Source organism: Streptomyces sp. NRRL S-337, assembly GCF_000720175.1.
In the GTDB taxonomy this organism is placed as follows: domain Bacteria; phylum Actinomycetota; class Actinomycetes; order Streptomycetales; family Streptomycetaceae; genus Streptomyces; species Streptomyces siderophoricus.
Genome location: NZ_JOIX01000002.1, coordinates 334,987 through 351,001, shown reverse-complemented (window position 1 = coordinate 351,001; position 16,015 = coordinate 334,987). Strand labels below are relative to the sequence as shown.

The window sequence follows — 16,015 nt, the reverse complement described above, 5'->3', positions numbered from 1 at the left end:
CTGAAGCTATCGAAGGGATGACCATGTCTGGCGAGTTGTGCCCCACTCCGTACGAGGTTCTGGACGAGCGCTTCCGTACCGGGAGGTGCGCCAACGGCGACGCACGGCTCGAACAGTTGCACGCGGACTGCCGCTGGGCCGAGGGGCCGCTCTATCTGCCTGCCTGGCGGCAGCTGATCTGGAGCGACATCCCCAACGACCGGCTGCTGCGCTGGGACGAGTCGACCGGTGCGATCGGGGTCTTCCGCTCCCCGGCCGGACACATCAACGGCAACACCCTCGACCGCGAGGGCCGGCTGGTGAGCTGTGAGCAGGGCAACCGCCGGGTCACCCGCACCGAACCCGACGGCCGCGTCACCGTGCTCGCCGACCGCTTCGAGGGCAAGCGCCTCAACAGCCCGAACGACGCTGTCGTACGCTCCGACGGCTCGGTCTGGTTCACCGACCCCGACTTCGGGATCACCAGTGACTACGAGGGGCACCGCGCCGAGAGCGAGCTCGGCACCTGCGACGTCTACCGGATCGACCCCGTCACGGGCGGGGTCCACCGGGTCGCGGACGGTTTCGGCGGACCGAACGGCCTGGTCTTCTCGCCCGACGAACGGCAGTTGTACGTCGCCGACACGCGAGCCCGGCACATCCGCGTCTTCGACGTCCGCGAGGACGGCACCCTCTCGGACGGCAAGGTCTTCGCGGAGCGCACCGACGGCGGCTTCGACAACATCCGCTTCGACGACCAGGGACGGCTGTGGGCCGCCGCGTTCGACGACGGCGTGCACTGCTACCACCCCGACGGCACCCTCATCGGAAGGCTCCGCGTACCCGAACCGGTCTCCAACATCGCCTTCGGCGGTCCCAAGAACAACCGGCTGTTCATCACGGCCACGACCTCGCTGTACTCGCTCGTGATGGCGGTGACGGGACTGCCCCGGGTGCTGTGACGGCCCTACGGACCGGCGTACGGGGCGTTGCGCGTCTCCCAGCACCAGGCCGCGATGCCCACGCGGTTCCGTACCTTCAACTTCGCCTGGATATTGGCGATATGCGTCTTGGCCGTGCCCGCGGAGATGAAGAGACGCGCGGCGATCTCGGCGTTCGTCAGCCCCTCCGCCACAAGACGGGCGATCTCCGCCTCGCGCGAGGTGAGGGGCGTGGGCTCGCGCGCCGGGGGAGGGGCGGAAGCGGCCAGGGACTTCAGGGGGCGGACGGTGAGTTGGGGGTTGATGAGGAGGGCACTGGCCATGGCGGCCCGTACGCCCTCGATCAGCAGGCCGGGGCCCGAGCGTTTGAGGAGGAAGCCGCAGGCGCCGTCGCGCAGCGCCGTACGGACGTAGTCGTCGTGGTCGAAAGTGGTGACCACCAGGACGCGGGGCGGGTCGGGCGTGGCCGGGCCGGTCAGGCGGCGGGTTACCTCCAGGCCGTCGAGCATCGGCATGCAAACTGCCTGGTCACCGGGGGCGGCACGGCGACGCTCACCGCGGTCGTGGAGGAGTCGAACGTCGGGACGAAAGGCAAGCGGATCGGTCTCAGCATCCAGCAGGGGCGCGGCGCCGGACCGGACCGCCTCGGCTTCGGCTGGGACATCGTGAACTTCGAATCCCGCGCCAAGGACAAGAAGGACCTGGAGTCCCCCATCGGCACCTGCATGGCCCCCGCTCCCTTCGCGCCGGTCATCAAGGGCGCCGTCACCGTGCAGCACCAGGAACTGCCGCCGTTGCCTTCGAAGCGAGGGTGACCGGGGTGCCGACGCCGGGGCGCCCACCGCATCCCGCGGTGTACGTCCCGGCGGGTCGGCTCGAAGGGGTCGACGTGTGTGGCGGCTGACGGCACGATGGAGGGCGGCAGAGGTGACCGGCAGGCGGTGCGCCATGCGAGGAGGGGGCAGTGTGATGCGCGCCCGAGTGATCAGGGGTGTTCAGTCATCAGCGGTTGTTGTGGTGGCCGTGGCTGCGGTGCCGTTCGCTTTCCAGACACTGGGGGAGAGCGGCCCAGAGGTGACGGTGCATCAGGTGCAGCCGCCGACGTCGCAGGACGCGGCGCGGTTTCACGACGCCTTGAAACACCATGAGAAGACGGGGAAGTGGCCCTGCCCGGAAGGGGGAGTGCCGCCCCGAGGCGCCGGCTCTGCGGCTGAGGCGGGTGCGCAGTCCCTTGTCCACAAGGCCGGCCCCGAAGACTACGACTGCCCGAAGCGCTAGCCCGAGCACGCGCAAGGCCCCGGCCGGCCGAAGCCGTCCGGGGCCTTCTCACGTGCGGTTCACAGGGACTTGTACACGCTCACGGCGTAGGCACCGTGCTCGGACGAATACAGGTGGTTGTCCACCCACCTGCCGTGACTGTCCCCGTTGCGGTGACTGTTCACGCCGACGATCCGGGCGTCGTGGGTGAGGTTCTTGACCATGGGCCCTCCGCTGGACCCGTGGCCCATCTCGCAGTCCATCTCCAGCCGCTGGTCCAGCGGGTTTCCGTTCGATGCGTCGACGGTGTTGCCGTAGCAGTACCGCATGTAAGCACCGCCGGAGTAGAAGGAATTGGGCCGATGGTATCCATCGGCAGGGAATCCCAGGGAGGCGACGTTGTCGTTCTCGGGGGAGTTGGACCGGAACTCATACCCGTACGCCCCGACGGTGTTCTGTATGGAGCGGCCCTTGCGGGGCTGGAGGACTATGCCGCCCATGTCGGAGTAGCGGAGGTCGCCTTTGCTGAGGTAGACGGAGGGGACGATGACGCGTTTGACGTCCCAGTAGCCGTAGGGCGCGGTTTTGGCGAATCCGGGTGCGAAGGCGAAGTTCTTGTACCAGCGCTTCTTGCCCCAGTCGTAGAGGCAATGCGCCGCCGTCCAGAGTGAGGACTTGTTGGAGTGCGTGATGACGGAGGCGGTGCACTGGCCGTACCGGCCGTTGCCCGTTTCGAAGAACAGCACCCCGGTGGCGGCCCACGGCCACTTCTTGGGTTCGGGCGCGCGCAGCGAACGCGTGAGCTCTCGCCCCTGCGGGCCGCTGATTCTCGCCTCGCCGGGCGCGGGAGCGGACGAGCGCTTCGGCGGTACCGCGTGCGCGGAGAGGGCGACGTCGGGCAGGTTCGACTGCTTCACCGGACGGCTCACGGGAGTTGTGCCGCGCCCCTCGGGGCCCACCGGGGTGGCAAGCGCACGCTTGACGCGCTCCGGTGTCCAGAATTTCTCGGCGCTGCCGGGCGCCGAGCTCTGCTCCTTGACGGAACTGGCCGGCAGGGCGGACGGCGTACCGGATGCGGAATGCGGGCTTCGGGAGAGGGCCGACGTCGTCGCCGGCGACGCAGGTGAGTGGTTGTTGGCGTACGCCGTGCCGGCCAAGGCGCTGAGCCCCAGTGCGGCGGTGGCAGCGATGGCCATTGCGGTGTGCCGGAACTGCAAGGTACCCCCCGGTTTTGACTGCCGTTTGGTTACGCGACTGCGCCGTTGAGCCACGTCACAGACACCGGAGAGTCAAGTCGGACCCGATAAACGTGCGGTCAATGTTGCGCTTTGAACAGCATGATCCCGCCCTTTACCGAGCCGTCACAGAGCAGGAAGCTTCCGCCCGGCGGAAGACGCTTGTGTCCAGCGCTCGGTCACCACCCCTCGACATCCCCCGAAATGCAGGACGTCCGGGCCGGCCCCGCGGGCCGACCCGGACGTCACCTCAGGTCATTGGATGCGTGATCAGGCCAGATCGAACCGGTCCAGGTTCGACACCTTGACCCATGCCGCGACGAAGTCGTGCACGAACTTCTCCTTCGCGTCGTCGCTCGCGTAGACCTCGGCGAGTGCCCGCAGCTCGGAGTTCGAGCCGAAGACGAGGTCGGCACGGGTGCCGGTCCACTTGACCTCGCCGGTCGCGTCGTCGCGGCCCTCGAAGGTGTTCTGGTCCTCCGAGGTCGCCTGCCACGTCGTGCCCAGGTCGAGCAGGTTGACGAAGAAGTCGTTCGTCAGGTTGCCCGGGGTGTCGGTGAAGACGCCGTGCGAGGTCTGCTGGTGGTTCGCGCCCAGGACGCGCAGACCGCCGACGAGGACGGTCAGCTCGGGGGCGCTCAGGCCCAGCAGGTTCGCCTTGTCGAGCAGGAGGTATTCGGCCGGCAGGCGGTTGCCCTTGCCCAGGTAGTTGCGGAAGCCGTCGGCGGTGGGCTCCAGCGCGGCGAAGGACTCCGCGTCGGTGTGCTCCTCCGTCGCGTCCACGCGGCCGGGCGCGAAGGGCACCTCGACGTCGTAACCGGCGTCCTTGGCGGCCTTCTCCACGGCGGCGGCACCACCGAGGACGATGAGGTCGGCCAGCGAGACCTTCTTGGCGCCGGACGAGGCGTTGAACTCCCGCTGGATGCCCTCAAGGGCATCCAGCACCAGCGCCAGCTGGTCGGGGTCGTTGGCCTCCCAGCCGCGCTGCGGCTCCAGGCGGATGCGGCCACCGTTGGCGCCGCCGCGCTTGTCGCTGGCACGGAAGGTCGAGGCCGCCGCCCACGCGGTGGACACCAACTGCGCGACGGTCAGCCCCGACCCGAGGAGCTTGGCCTTCAGGGCCGCGATGTCCTCGGCGTCGATGACCTCGCCCTCGGCCTCCGGCAGCGGGTCCTGCCACAGCAGGGTCTCCTCCGGGACCTCCGGACCGAGGTACAGCGACTTCGGGCCCAGGTCGCGGTGGGTCAGCTTGTACCAGGCGCGGGCGAAGGCGTCCGCGAACTCCTCCGGGTTCTCGTAGAAGCGCCGCGAGATCTGCTCGTAGACCGGGTCGAAGCGCAGCGACAGGTCGGTGGTGAGCATCGTCGGGAGCTTCTTCTTCGACGGGTCGTGCGCGTCGGGGATGATCGCCTCGGCGTTCTTCGCCACCCACTGGTGGGCGCCGGCCGGGCTCTTGGTCAGCTCGTACTCGTACTCGAAGAGGTTCTTGAAGAAACCGTTGCCCCACTGGGTCGGCGTCGCGGTCCAGGTGACCTCCAGGCCACTGGTGATCGCGTCGCCGCCCTTGCCGGTGCCGTAGGTGTTCGCCCAGCCCAGGCCCTGCGCCTCGATCGGGGCGGCCTCCGGGTCGGGGCCGACGTTCTCGGCCGGGCCGGCGCCGTGGGTCTTGCCGAAGGTGTGACCACCGGCGATCAGGGCCACGGTCTCCTCGTCGTTCATCGCCATCCGGCGGAACGTCTCACGGATGTCGCGGGCCGCGGCGACCGGGTCCGGGGTGCCGTTCGGGCCCTCCGGGTTGACGTAGATCAGACCCATCTGCACCGCGCCGAGCGGGTTCTCCAGCTCACGGTCACCGGTGTAGCGCTGGTCGTCGAGCCAGACCTTCTCGGGACCCCAGTACACGTCCTCCTCGGACTCCCACACGTCCTCGCGGCCGCCGGCGAAGCCGAAGGTCGTAAAGCCCATGGACTCCAGGGCGACGTTGCCGGCGAGGATCATGAGGTCGGCCCAGGACAGGTTCTTGCCGTACTTCTTCTTGACCGGCCACAGCAGACGGCGCGCCTTGTCGAGGTTGCCGTTGTCCGGCCAGCTGTTGAGCGGGGCGAAGCGCTGCTGACCGGCGCCGGCGCCGCCGCGGCCGTCGCTGATGCGGTAGGTGCCCGCGCTGTGCCAGGCCATACGGATCATGAACGGGCCGTAGTGACCGAAGTCGGCCGGCCACCAGTCCTTGGAGTCCGTCAGCAACTCGGCGATGTCCTGTTTCACGGCCGGGAGGTCGAGGCTCTTGAACGCCGCGGCATAGTCGAAGTCCGCACCGAGCGGGTTGGCCACGGCGGGATTCTTGGCCAGGATCTTCAGATTGAGCCGCTCCGGCCACCACTGGGCGTTGCCACCCCCCTGGGTCGGGTGCAGGGCACGCCCGTGCGCAACCGGGCAGCCGCCTGCCTCCTCGGGCTTCGGGTCCGTGACGATCGCGTCGTGGTTCTCAGACATGGGAATCCTTCCGAACTGGGCAGATCACCGAACTGGGCAGATCACGGTGCTCAGGAACTACGGATGGGAAAACAGCCGGGGCGGCGGGCCCCGGGAGATGACCGGCCTCAATGAACGAGAGGCCGTGGTCGTCGGACACTTCAGCCACAACGCCACACCGACCGCGTGGTGGACATCAGCGACGACACCGCAGGACCGGCACGCGCCGTGGTGGCGGCCGTCGCGCACAGATCCCCCGCGCCGGCCCGGCCGGCCGACCGGCCCGACGCCAGAACGACCTCTGCCTGGGCAGGGAACCCACACCGGCACCGGCCGCGCGCCCGCGAACCGCACACTCCCGCTTGAAGGGGGCGATCTGCTCCAGAAGGAGCTGATTCGGCAGGAGCTGCTTCAGCAGGACCTGCTCCTCGACCAGCGCCGGGCCGCCGGCGCCCGCCTGCCCGCTGTCCTGGCCGTCCGCGGCCAGGGCACCGGAGGCGGTCGTGAGCGGACCCGTCCCATCAACCGTCACGGGCTTTCCCTGCTGTTGTCCTGTCCCTTGGCTGTCGCCAGAACCGATCCTACGATGGACCTAGTCCAAGTCAATACAACAGCCAAACCCGTACGGAATCATTCGCCGGAAGACGCACCGTCCGGAGGAGTACCGCCAGGAGGAGCGCTGTCCGAAAAGGCAGCCCGTAAAGACGCACAGCCGTAAGACGCACAGCCGTAAGACGCACAGCCGTAAGACGCACGGCCGTAAGACGCACAGTCCGGAAGACGCACAGTAAGGCTGGTGGTCATGAGCGACCTGCTGGACCGGCTCCGCCGACGAGGCTGGCGGATGACTGCCCAGCGCCGGGTAGTCGCCGAGGTACTCGACGGCGAGCACGTCCACCTCACCGCGGACGAGGTGCTCGCCCGCGCCACCGTCCGGCTGCCGGAGATCTCCCGCGCAACCGTCTACAACACCCTCGGCGAGCTCGTCTCGCTCGGCGAGGTGGCCGAGGTGGCCACCGACGGCCGCGCCAAGCGGTACGACCCCAACGTCCATCGCCCCCACCAGCACTTGGTCTGCTCGAACTGCGGCGCCATCCGGGACGTCCACCCCGCCGGCGACCCCCTGGCCGACCTGCCCGCCTCCGAACGCTTCGGCTTCGCCGTCTCCGAGGTCGAGATGACCTACCGCGGCCTGTGCCCTGACTGCCACCAGGCGTGAGCGGCCGGTAGCGGGCGGGGGCGGGCGGCGTAGGTTCGGGCGCCGGACGCCACAGCCGGCACCGCGATTGCCGAACGGTGGCCACGCGGCGGGGAGTTGTCGACGCGGCCGTCGCGCTCGGGCGTCCCGGCCGGGCAGCTTCTCGAAAACGACTTCGATGTCGACCGGCTGCGTGTCATGATCGCGACGCATCGCAGCCGTACCAACGGGAAGGTTTTCATGCCTGCTTACGTCATAGGCCATCTTCAGGAGGCCGTTCCGCATGCGGAGATCGCCGAGTACATCGAGCGGATCACCGCGACCTTCGCACCGCACGGCGGTCGCTTTCTCGTGCACGCGGCGCAGCACGAGGTGAAGGAGGGCAGCTGGCCCGGGCACGTCGTGGTGATCAGTTTTCCCGGCATGGCCGAGGCGCGGGCCTGGTGGGAATCGCCCGCCTACCAGGAGATCGCGCCGCTGCGTTCGCGGCACATCGAGGGCGACATCATCCTGGTCGAGGGCGTGCCCGAGGGTTACGACCCCCGCACTACCGCCAAGGCCCTGCGGGAGTCGATTCCGGCTGAATGACGGTGAGTTGAACCGTGCCGCGGGCCACCGGCCACCGGGCACCAGGGTCACCACGCCGTGAGCCACCGGCCGGCCACGGCCCGCGGCACCACGGCCCGCGGCACCACGGCCGGCCGGCTTCGGCCGGGCCGTCGGCGTCCTGCTCGTCGGCCGGTGCGATGGCGCCGACGAGCTTCAGCAGTTGCGTGATGGTGGTCTCGGGGCGCACGGCGCCCACTGCTTGGGCGCGGGGGAGAGACAGCCGTCGCACCGGAAGCCGGATCAACTGCTCCACCCCCGTTGTCACATCCGAGGACGCGGCGGTGTCTTCATGGCGTAACGGCAGACATACACACCTACAGGGAGAACACCATGTCGCCACGCGTTCCGAAGGCGGAGCTTCCCACCGAGCTCCGCGAGAACATGATCAAGCAGCTCGGTGCCGTGCCCGAGCCCGTCGAGGTGGTGTGGCACAGCCCCAAGGTCGCCACGTCCAACCTGGAGTTCTCGGCCAAGCTGGCTGAGTGGGATGTGGCCGATGAGAGCCTCAAGTCGTTCGCGCACATGGCCGTCGCGGCACAGGTCGGCTGCAGTTGGTGCCTCGATGTCGGCTACTTCCAGGCGCAGAACCAGAACCTGGACCTGACCAAGGCGAGCCAGGTGCCGCGCTGGCGGGAGTCGGAGGTGTTCACGCCGCTGGAGCGGGACGTCCTTGAGTATGCCGAGGCCATGACGAGCACGCCGCCGACCGTCACCGATGAGCTGTACGCGGGTCTGCTGGACCGGCTCGGCCCGGCGGCGATGGTCGAGCTCACCGCGTACATCGCCTTCGTCAACATGGCGACCAGGAACAACATCGCGAACGGGGTGGCCTCGCAGGGCTTCTCCGAGGCCTGCGAGGTTCCGCTGGCCACGCGTCCGGTGCGCTCCGGCGCCGCAGCGACGGCATGACCGAGGACCCGTTCGTCGCCCACCGCACCCTGCTCTTCACGGTCGCCTACGAGATGCTCGGGTCGGCGGCCGATGCGGAGGACGTGCTGCAGGATTCCTGGCTGCGGTGGGCCGACGTCGACCAGTCACAGGTGAACGACCCGCGGGGGTACCTCGTCCGGGTCGTCACCCGCCAGGCGCTCAACCGTCTGCGGACGCTGTCCCGCCGCCGTGAGGAATACGTCGGCGAGTGGCTGCCGGAACCGCTGCTGACCAGCCCTGATGTCGCCGAGGACGTCGAACTCGCGGAGAGCGTCTCGATCGCGATGCTGACCGTGCTGGAAACGCTCGGGCCGGCGGAGCGGGCGGTGTTCGTGCTCCGGGAGGTCTTCGACCTGCCGTACGACGAGATCGCCGAGGCCGTCGGGAAGTCCACGGCCGCCGTGCGGCAGATCGCCCGGCGGGCCCGCGAGCACGTGGCGGCCCGGCGGCCGCGGGTGCAGGTGAGCCGGTCGGAGCAGCAGGCCGTGGTGGAGCGGTTCCTGGCCGCCTTGCGCACCGGGCGGGTCCAGGAGCTGCTGGAGGTCATGGCGCCGGACGTGGTCCTGATCGCCGACGGTGGCGGGCTCGCCGCAGCCGCGCCGGCCCCGGTCCACGGGGCCGAGCTGGTGGCGACGCTGCTCGCGCGGCCCGGTCGTGCGGTGTCGGCCGTGTGGCTCAACGGCGCACCCGCGGGCCGGGTCGAGATCGACGGCCGGCTGGCCGCGGTGAGCCTCGTGGTGGAGGACGGGCGGGTCACCCGGATCCATGCGGTGGCCAATCCGCAGAAGCTGGCGCGGCTGGACGAGCCGGCCGAACTCGCCCGGTAGGCCGCTGTTTTTGTGGTGGCGCACGGGTGTTCCGGGCGGTGAGAATCGCCCGGAACACCCATGGGCGCACGTGCCCCCACCTCCTCACGACGGAGACTCCTTGCCGCTTCACCTCACTCCCCTGACCGATCCCGAAGACGGGCAGTACAGCCGGCGTCTGGCCTGGCTGGCGTCCGACGCCGACGCCATACCGGTGGGGACGGCTTTCCTCCGCCTGCTCACCGCCGCCGGGCAGGACCACCTGGCCGAACTCGCCGTCCAGGTCCATCCGGTGGAGCGACGCAACAACGTCGGTTCCCGGCTGCTCGACGTCGCGGTGGCAGCCGCTCGGGACAACGCCAGACGCAGCGTCATCGCGCGGGCCGACGCCGGATCGCCCGGTGACTCCTTCCTGTCGGCCCGGGGCTTCCGCAAGGTCCTCACGCTGCGGTACACCCGCTTGTCACTGGCCGACGTGGACAGCGCCGCCCTGGCCGATGCCGTCGCCCGTCCGCACCCCGGCTACCGGCTGGCGTCATGGCTGGGGACCGTCCCCGACGACCTCGCCCAGACCTTCGCGGCCTCGCGCCGCGCCATGGACGACATGCCCATGGACGACACCGACCACGGCACCGTGACCTGGGACGTGGACCGGGTCCGAGCCGCGGCCCGGGCGGTCGCTGAGCGCGGTGACCAGCTGCACACCGTCGCCGCCATCGACGAGTCCGACGGCTCGATCGCCGGCTTCACGGAACTGGTCGTCCCCGGGAGCGGTGCGGGCGACGGCCAGCACTATGGAACCGGCGTACTGCCCGAGCACCGCGGACACGGCCTCGGCCGATGGATGAAGGCGGAGTCGATCAGATATGCCCACGGGCACCACCCGGGCCTCGGCGGCCTCGTGACCGACACCGCCGACAGCAACACGCACATGAGACGCATCAACGAGGAACTCGGTTATGAACCCACGCACGAGGTGCTCCAGTATCAGCTCGATCTGGAAGCCTGACCGCGCGGGCCGAAAGCCTCCTCCCGCGGTGCGCGCCCGTCAGTAGCGCCGCTCCGGGACCCCGGGGCGGCGGCCGTCCTGACATGCTGTGGGGCATGGCGCACCTCGACGGAAAGCCCGTGACCACCGATGACTTGCTGCCGCTGGCGTTGGCGGGCTACGGACACTTCACGACCATGCGTGCCGACGCCGACCACCGGGTCCGTGGTCTGTCCCTGCACATGGACCGCCTCGTACGCGACTGCGGGACCGTCTGGGGCGCCGCTCTGGACACCGGCCGCGTCCGGAAGTTCGTCCGCCAGGCACTGGCGGGGCGGCGCGGCCCGTGCGTGGTCCGCGTCACGGTCTACGATCCCGCGGTGGCCGTCGGTCACCCGGCAGCCGCCGATCAGCCCCAGGTGCTGGTCACCGTACGCCCGGCCGAGGCGATGCCCCCGCCGCCGCTGCGGGCCAGGAGCGTCCCTTACGAGCGCGACCTCCCCCAGGTCAAGCACTGCGGACTGTTCGGCGCCCTGCACGTCCGCCGCGCGGCACAGCTCGCCGGCTTCGACGACGCGCTGTTCGTCGGACCCGACGGATACGTCAGCGAAGGAGCCACCTGGAACGTCGGCTTCATCGACGACGACGGCACCGTGGTGTGGCCGCAGGCCCCCGTGCTGCCCGGCATCACCATGAAGCTCCTGCAACAACAGGTCGAGCACCGGATCACCCCGCTCACCCTGGACCGGGCCAAGGGGATGCGGGCGGCATTCGCCACCAACACCAGCATCGGCGTCCGGGCGTTGACGGCGATCGACGATGCCCCGCTGGCCGTTGAGGACCCGGTGCTGAGCACGCTGCGCGAGGTGTATCTCTCGATCCCCGGCGAGGAGCCGTAGCGACACGAACCCGAGGGCGACCCTCGACGTCCGGCGCACGTCCGGCTCACCGGCCCTAGGCTTCCACCGGCACCGACCTCCCTACGTCTCAGGAGCGCACCTCATGTCCGACCCCGCCCCGAAGCACCCGTACCCCGATGCGTTCCGGCCGGACGCAGCACCCGCGCCCCACGCACTGCTCGCGCCGCTGACCGGGCTCCTGGGCACCTGGGTCGGCCGGGGGCGTGGCGGGTACCCGACGCTGGCCGAGGAGTTCGCCTACGCGCAGGAGGTCACCTTCAGCCACGACGGGCGTCCCTTCCTCCGCTACGAGGCACGCGCCTGGCTCGTCGACGCCGACGACGCCCCGCTACGGCCGGCCGCCCGCGAGAGCGGCTGGTGGCGGCTGCAGCCGGAGGGACGCGTGGAGGCGTTGATCACCCAGCCCACCGGGATCGCGGAGATCCTGGTCGGCCGCGCGGGCGACGGCACGGTGGAACTGAGCACCCATCAGGTGGCGCTGGCGCCCACCGCGAAGGAGGTCGCCGCCACCCGCCGCCGCTACGAGCTGACGGACCCGAACACCCTCACCTTCGCCCACGACCTCGCAGCGGTCGGTCAGTCGCTGCAACACCACCTTGCGGCCGAGCTCCGGCGCGTGGACAAGGGCTAGGACACTGATCCACCGGTCAGCGGGTTCCCGCCCGTTGACCGCAGGCAACCAACATCGTCAGGCGGACATCTCTCCGTGTGACCGACCGATGGGGGAGACGATGAACTGGTCCAGGCTGATGGGCGTGCTGGCAGCCGGCCTTGTGCTGGGCGGGTGCGGCACGTCCGCGAGCACGACCGGAGCGGCGCAGAGCCCGGGGGCGTCCGCTCACACCGCACACAAGACTGACGCACACCACACCGCGGACCCCCGCAACGGCAAGAGCCGGTGCACGACCCCCACCGGCAAGCCCACCTTGGTCGTGGGGGGCAATCTCGAGGCCCGCCCCGGGCAACGGGTCACCCTGGAGCTCAACGGCGTCAGCTGCAAGTCGGCGAACGCCCCGGTGGTGGCCCGGTCGTCCGCGTTCCGCGGCCCCGTGCGACTGCGCTGGCAGGACGGCTCCTTCGGGGCCACGCTCTCCCTCCCGATGACGGCCGAGCCGGGCCGGCACCCGCTGTCGGTCACCGTCGCGGGCCGGACGCTCGCCCATGACACGATCCAGGTCGTGCGGTCCAAGCGCCCGTCCTTCGAGCTCAATCAGGCGTCGAAGGTGGCCCGTCCCGGGGCGCCGGTGTGGCTGTACTTCGACGACCTGTACCCCGGTGAGCGGGGCACCCGCTTCACCGTTCGGTCCGCAGCCCTGCCGAGGCCCGTACGTCTCGTCCACGACAAGTTCGAGTTCTACAACCGCCGCACCTTCCAGGCCCGGCCGCAGCTCAAGCCCGGTCTGGCGGACGGCACTTACACCTTCGAACTGCTCGGCCCGCACGGCCGGCACCTCATGAAGAAGCGCCTGACCGTCCGCGCGTCCCGCCCCGGCGATCCCGATTACCTCGGCAAGGCGTACGGCCCCGACCTGTACGACCCGGGCGTCGGCTACGCCGACAGCCCCCACAAGCACAGCCTCCGGGTCGCCCGCGGAGGAAAGGTCGAGGTCATGTGGCACGACGTGACCCCCGACCCGGGGGAGGAGAAGCGTCTGACGGCCACCTCCCCGGCGTTCACCCGCGTACTCCACCTCCGTTCCGACGACAGCAAGTCCGCCGACGGCGACGACCCGCGCTTCCTCGACACGGCCACCATCCGCACCGACATCAAGCCGGGCCGCTATCCCGTGACGGTCATCGCTCACCATGGCCGCGTCAAGAAGGTCGGCTATGTGATCGTGACGGCTCGGTAGGTGCGGGGGTGTGGTGGCCCGCGGTGCGTCCGCCGGGCCACCCGGCTGTCAACTCCCCCTCATGAAGGGGTACATGCCCACCGAGCCGTGCGCGGCGGTGTCGGTGAAACCGAACTTCTCGTAGAGGAAGCGCGCGGGGCCGTCCGCGATCAAAGAGACGTACGCGGTGGCCGGCGCCCGGTTTTCCAGCTCCTCGGTGAGCGCGGCCATGATGCGCTTGCCGAGACCTTGCCCCTGGTGTGCGGGGTGCACGCAGATGTCGACGATCTGGAACGCGGTACCCCCGTCCCCGATGATCCGCCCCATGCCGATGGGCTCGCCCTCGTGGTGAAGGACGACGCCGTACCACGTGTGGGGCAGGGCGAGCGCGACGGCGTCGGGGGCCCGGTCGGAGAGGCCGGCATCGGTCCGCAGGCGGCGGAAGACCTCGACGGAGGGCACGCCCGGGCGCAGCTCGTAAGGGCCACTTATGCTATCCATGCCTTACATGCTAGAGGTCGTCGGCTCCCGTGGGGGCCCTCACCCCTGCTCTTCCAGCATGAAGGAGCCGTACTCCGGGGTGCCCGCTCGCTCGTAGGCGCAGTACTGCACTCCGGCGCTGGTGGTCCGGCATTCCGTGAGCGTCCAGGCGACGGGCGTGGCACCCTCGCCGAAGAGCCGTTTGCCGGTGCCGAGGATCACGGGGTTGACGAGCAGCCGGTACTCGTCGACGAGGTCGTGCTGCTGCAGGGTGTGGATCAGGTCGCTGCTGCCCTGTGTCATGATCACGCCGTCGAGCTGGTCCTTGAGTTGCGCGACAGACTGGGCGGCCTCGCCCTTCAGCAGGTGGGAGTTGTGCCACTCCAGGCTGTCGCGGGTGCGGGAGGCGACGTACTTGGGCATGGAGTTGAGCTTTACGGCGATCGGGTCGTTCGGGTCGGTGACGCGGGGCCAGTGGGCGGCGAAGATGTCGTAGGTCTTCCGGCCCAGCAGGAGGTGGTCGGCGGTCCGCTCGAAGATCCCCGTCATGAGACCCATGAAGTCCTCGTCGACGTAGGGGACCTGCCAGCCGCCGTGCGCGAAGCCTTTGTCGACGTCCTCGTTCGGACCGCCGGGGGCCTGCATCACGCCGTCCAGGGTGACGAACGCGGTGACGATCAGTCTGCTCATGCTGCCGCCTTTCGGGTACGGAAGCCGCGGGCGCCCGGAATGCCTTCCGAGCCGGCGAGCCCTCCTCACGTACCACCTTGACGCATACGACAGCGGCCGGCTCGGCGCCATGGGCGCTGAGCCGGCCGCTTCGGTGCCGCGTCAGCCGCGGGCGTGGCGAGCGTTCTGCTCGCGTCGCGGCTGGTCGGTCCGTTCCGTCCGTTCAGTCCGTGCCGGACTCCATCGCGGCGCGGTCCAGCCACTCGTCGTCGCCGGAGACCTCGCCGCGGGAGGCGATGGCCTCGGCGCCGCCCTCCGGCAGGCTGCCGATCAGTCCGGTCGCGGCCGCCTGCGCGGCACCGACGGCGCCCCCGACTGTCGCCGCGGCGGTGCCGATCAGGCCGAGCCCCGCGTACTGCTCCAGCTTGGCGCGCGAGTCGGCGATGTCGAGGTTGCGCATGGTGAGCTGGCCGATCCGGTCCACCGGGCCGAACGCGGAGTCCTCGGTGCGCTCCATGGACAGCTTGTCCGGGTGGTAGCTGAACGCCGGGCCGGTCGTGTCGAGGATCGAGTAGTCCTCGCCGCGCCGCAGCCGCAGGGTCACCTCGCCGGTGACGGCCGCGCCGACCCAGCGCTGCAGCGACTCGCGCACCATCAGCGCCTGCGGGTCCAGCCACCGGCCCTCGTACATGAGGCGACCGAGCCGCCGGCCCTCGTTGTGGTACTGGGCGAGGGTGTCCTCGTTGTGGATCGCGTTGACCAGGCGCTCGTACGCGGCGTGCAGCAGGGCCATACCGGGCGCCTCGTAGATGCCGCGGCTCTTGGCCTCGATGATCCGGTTCTCGATCTGGTCGGACATGCCCATGCCGTGGCGGCCACCGATGGCGTTGGCCTCCATCACCAGGTCGACGGCGGTGGCGAACTCCTTGCCGTTGATCGTCACCGGGCGGCCCTGGTCGAAGCCGATCGTCACGTCCTCGGTGGGGATCTCGACCGACGGGTCCCAGAACCGCACCCCCATGATCGGCTCCACGGTCTCCACGCCGGTGTCCAGGTGCTCCAGCGTCTTCGCCTCGTGGGTGGCGCCCCAGATGTTGGCGTCGGTGGAGTACGCCTTCTCCGTGCTGTCGCGGTACGGCAGGTCGTGGGCGAGCAGCCACTCCGACATTTCCTTGCGGCCGCCGAGCTCGGTCACGAAGTTCGCGTCGAGCCAGGGCTTGTAGATCCGCAGGTGGGGGTTGGCGAGCAGACCGTACCGGTAGAACCGCTCGATGTCGTTGCCCTTGAAGGTCGAGCCGTCGCCCCAGATCTGGACGTCGTCCTCCAGCATCGCCCGGACCAGGAGGGTGCCCGTGACGGCGCGGCCGAGCGGCGTGGTGTTGAAGTAGGCCCGCCCGCCCGAGCGGATGTGGAACGCCCCGCAGGTCAGGGCGGCAAGACCCTCCTCGACCAGCGCCGCGCGGCAGTCGACCAGGCGCGCGATCTCGGCACCGTAGGTCTTCGCGCGGCCGGGCACCGAGGCGATGTCGGGCTCGTCGTACTGGCCGATGTCGGCGGTGTAGGTGCACGGGACGGCGCCCTTGTCACGCATCCATGCGACTGCGACGGAGGTGTCGAGGCCGCCCGAGAAGGCGATGCCGACGCGCTCGCCGGCGGGGAGGGAGGTGAGGACCTTGGACATGGAAAGAGTATGCAGCAT

16 protein-coding genes are annotated in these 16,015 nt (G+C 69.9%); 10 read left to right on the top strand and 6 right to left on the bottom strand.

The window, feature by feature from the left end:
• Nucleotides 1-23 precede the first annotated feature (23 nt).
• A complete protein-coding gene (locus IG62_RS0103925) occupies nucleotides 24-941 on the top strand; it encodes an SMP-30/gluconolactonase/LRE family protein (RefSeq protein WP_030797587.1) in 918 nt (305 codons plus the stop codon).
• 5 nt (nucleotides 942-946) lie between these two features.
• Here the strand turns inward: IG62_RS0103925 and IG62_RS48295 are convergent, their stop codons facing one another.
• Nucleotides 947-1,540 (bottom strand): LuxR C-terminal-related transcriptional regulator, encoded by a 594-nt coding sequence (locus IG62_RS48295; RefSeq protein ID WP_234326257.1) that lies wholly within the window; start codon nucleotides 1,538-1,540, stop codon nucleotides 947-949.
• Here IG62_RS48295 and IG62_RS48290 point away from each other — a divergent pair.
• Complete coding sequence (locus tag IG62_RS48290) at nucleotides 1,484-1,735, top strand: hypothetical protein (RefSeq protein WP_051797524.1); 252 nt, start codon at nucleotides 1,484-1,486, stop codon at nucleotides 1,733-1,735. The genes IG62_RS48295 and IG62_RS48290 overlap by 57 nt on opposite strands.
• Nucleotides 1,736-2,257: 522 nt before the next feature.
• On the opposite strand, the gene IG62_RS0103910 is transcribed toward IG62_RS48290, so the two are convergent.
• Both IG62_RS0103910 and katG read right to left on the bottom strand, forming a co-directional pair.
• Complete coding sequence (locus tag IG62_RS0103910) at nucleotides 2,258-3,373, bottom strand: trypsin-like serine peptidase (protein ID WP_030797580.1); 1,116 nt, start codon at nucleotides 3,371-3,373, stop codon at nucleotides 2,258-2,260.
• 309 nt (nucleotides 3,374-3,682) lie between these two features.
• Nucleotides 3,683-5,905, bottom strand: coding sequence for a catalase/peroxidase HPI (gene katG, locus IG62_RS0103905; protein WP_030797578.1), 2,223 nt, complete (start codon nucleotides 5,903-5,905; stop codon nucleotides 3,683-3,685).
• 781 nt (nucleotides 5,906-6,686) lie between these two features.
• On the opposite strand from katG, the gene IG62_RS0103895 reads away from it, so the two are divergent.
• The 8 genes from IG62_RS0103895 (at nucleotide 6,687) to IG62_RS0103860 (ending at nucleotide 13,188) form a co-directional block, all read left to right on the top strand.
• Nucleotides 6,687-7,103, top strand: coding sequence for a Fur family transcriptional regulator (locus IG62_RS0103895; protein ID WP_030797569.1), 417 nt, complete (start codon nucleotides 6,687-6,689; stop codon nucleotides 7,101-7,103).
• Between the two features lie 219 nt (nucleotides 7,104-7,322).
• Nucleotides 7,323-7,670: a DUF1330 domain-containing protein gene (locus tag IG62_RS0103890; RefSeq protein ID WP_030797567.1), complete on the top strand. Its 348-nt coding sequence runs from the start codon at nucleotides 7,323-7,325 to the stop codon at nucleotides 7,668-7,670.
• 351 nt (nucleotides 7,671-8,021) lie between these two features.
• Nucleotides 8,022-8,600 (top strand): carboxymuconolactone decarboxylase family protein, encoded by a 579-nt coding sequence (locus IG62_RS0103885; RefSeq protein WP_030797565.1) that lies wholly within the window; start codon nucleotides 8,022-8,024, stop codon nucleotides 8,598-8,600.
• A complete protein-coding gene (locus IG62_RS0103880) occupies nucleotides 8,597-9,448 on the top strand; it encodes an RNA polymerase sigma-70 factor (protein ID WP_030797563.1) in 852 nt (283 codons plus the stop codon). Before IG62_RS0103885 ends, IG62_RS0103880 begins: the two co-directional genes overlap by 4 nt.
• Nucleotides 9,449-9,548: 100 nt before the next feature.
• Nucleotides 9,549-10,436, top strand: a complete 888-nt coding sequence (locus tag IG62_RS0103875) for a GNAT family N-acetyltransferase (protein ID WP_030797561.1) — start codon at nucleotides 9,549-9,551, stop codon at nucleotides 10,434-10,436.
• A 95-nt stretch (nucleotides 10,437-10,531) separates the two neighbouring features.
• Entirely contained in the window at nucleotides 10,532-11,314 is a 783-nt protein-coding gene (locus tag IG62_RS0103870; RefSeq protein WP_030797557.1) for an aminotransferase class IV family protein, read from the top strand.
• A 103-nt stretch (nucleotides 11,315-11,417) separates the two neighbouring features.
• Nucleotides 11,418-11,966 carry an FABP family protein gene (locus tag IG62_RS0103865; RefSeq protein WP_030797555.1) on the top strand — a complete coding sequence of 183 codons (549 nt, stop codon included), beginning with the start codon at nucleotides 11,418-11,420 and terminating at the stop codon, nucleotides 11,964-11,966.
• Nucleotides 11,967-12,066: 100 nt separating this feature from the next.
• Entirely contained in the window at nucleotides 12,067-13,188 is a 1,122-nt protein-coding gene (locus IG62_RS0103860; RefSeq protein ID WP_030797552.1) for a hypothetical protein, read from the top strand.
• 48 nt (nucleotides 13,189-13,236) lie between these two features.
• Here IG62_RS0103860 and IG62_RS0103855 read toward each other — a convergent pair whose 3' ends face one another.
• From IG62_RS0103855 to argG, 3 genes are all read right to left on the bottom strand, one after another.
• Nucleotides 13,237-13,668, bottom strand: coding sequence for a GNAT family N-acetyltransferase (locus tag IG62_RS0103855; RefSeq protein ID WP_030797550.1), 432 nt, complete (start codon nucleotides 13,666-13,668; stop codon nucleotides 13,237-13,239).
• Nucleotides 13,669-13,707: 39 nt separating this feature from the next.
• On the bottom strand, nucleotides 13,708-14,337 hold the full coding sequence (locus tag IG62_RS0103850; RefSeq protein ID WP_030797548.1) for a dihydrofolate reductase family protein: 630 nt from the start codon (nucleotides 14,335-14,337) through the stop codon (nucleotides 13,708-13,710).
• A gap of 202 nt (nucleotides 14,338-14,539) precedes the next feature.
• Nucleotides 14,540-15,997: an argininosuccinate synthase gene (argG, locus tag IG62_RS0103845; protein WP_030797545.1), complete on the bottom strand. Its 1,458-nt coding sequence runs from the start codon at nucleotides 15,995-15,997 to the stop codon at nucleotides 14,540-14,542.
• Nucleotides 15,998-16,015: the final 18 nt, after the last annotated feature.

Coding starts and splice junctions, on each gene's coding strand:
- IG62_RS0103925 (WP_030797587.1), top strand. CDS start 24: ATGTCTGGCGAGTTGTGCCCCACTCCGTACGAGGTTCTGGACGAGCGC.
- IG62_RS0103910 (WP_030797580.1), bottom strand. CDS start 3,373: ATGGCCATCGCTGCCACCGCCGCACTGGGGCTCAGCGCCTTGGCCGGC.
- katG (WP_030797578.1), bottom strand. CDS start 5,905: ATGTCTGAGAACCACGACGCGATCGTCACGGACCCGAAGCCCGAGGAG.
- IG62_RS0103895 (WP_030797569.1), top strand. CDS start 6,687: ATGAGCGACCTGCTGGACCGGCTCCGCCGACGAGGCTGGCGGATGACT.
- IG62_RS0103890 (WP_030797567.1), top strand. CDS start 7,323: ATGCCTGCTTACGTCATAGGCCATCTTCAGGAGGCCGTTCCGCATGCG.
- IG62_RS0103885 (WP_030797565.1), top strand. CDS start 8,022: ATGTCGCCACGCGTTCCGAAGGCGGAGCTTCCCACCGAGCTCCGCGAG.
- IG62_RS0103880 (WP_030797563.1), top strand. CDS start 8,597: ATGACCGAGGACCCGTTCGTCGCCCACCGCACCCTGCTCTTCACGGTC.
- IG62_RS0103870 (WP_030797557.1), top strand. CDS start 10,532: ATGGCGCACCTCGACGGAAAGCCCGTGACCACCGATGACTTGCTGCCG.
- IG62_RS0103865 (WP_030797555.1), top strand. CDS start 11,418: ATGTCCGACCCCGCCCCGAAGCACCCGTACCCCGATGCGTTCCGGCCG.
- IG62_RS0103860 (WP_030797552.1), top strand. CDS start 12,067: ATGAACTGGTCCAGGCTGATGGGCGTGCTGGCAGCCGGCCTTGTGCTG.
- IG62_RS0103855 (WP_030797550.1), bottom strand. CDS start 13,668: ATGGATAGCATAAGTGGCCCTTACGAGCTGCGCCCGGGCGTGCCCTCC.
- IG62_RS0103850 (WP_030797548.1), bottom strand. CDS start 14,337: ATGAGCAGACTGATCGTCACCGCGTTCGTCACCCTGGACGGCGTGATG.
- argG (WP_030797545.1), bottom strand. CDS start 15,997: ATGTCCAAGGTCCTCACCTCCCTCCCCGCCGGCGAGCGCGTCGGCATC.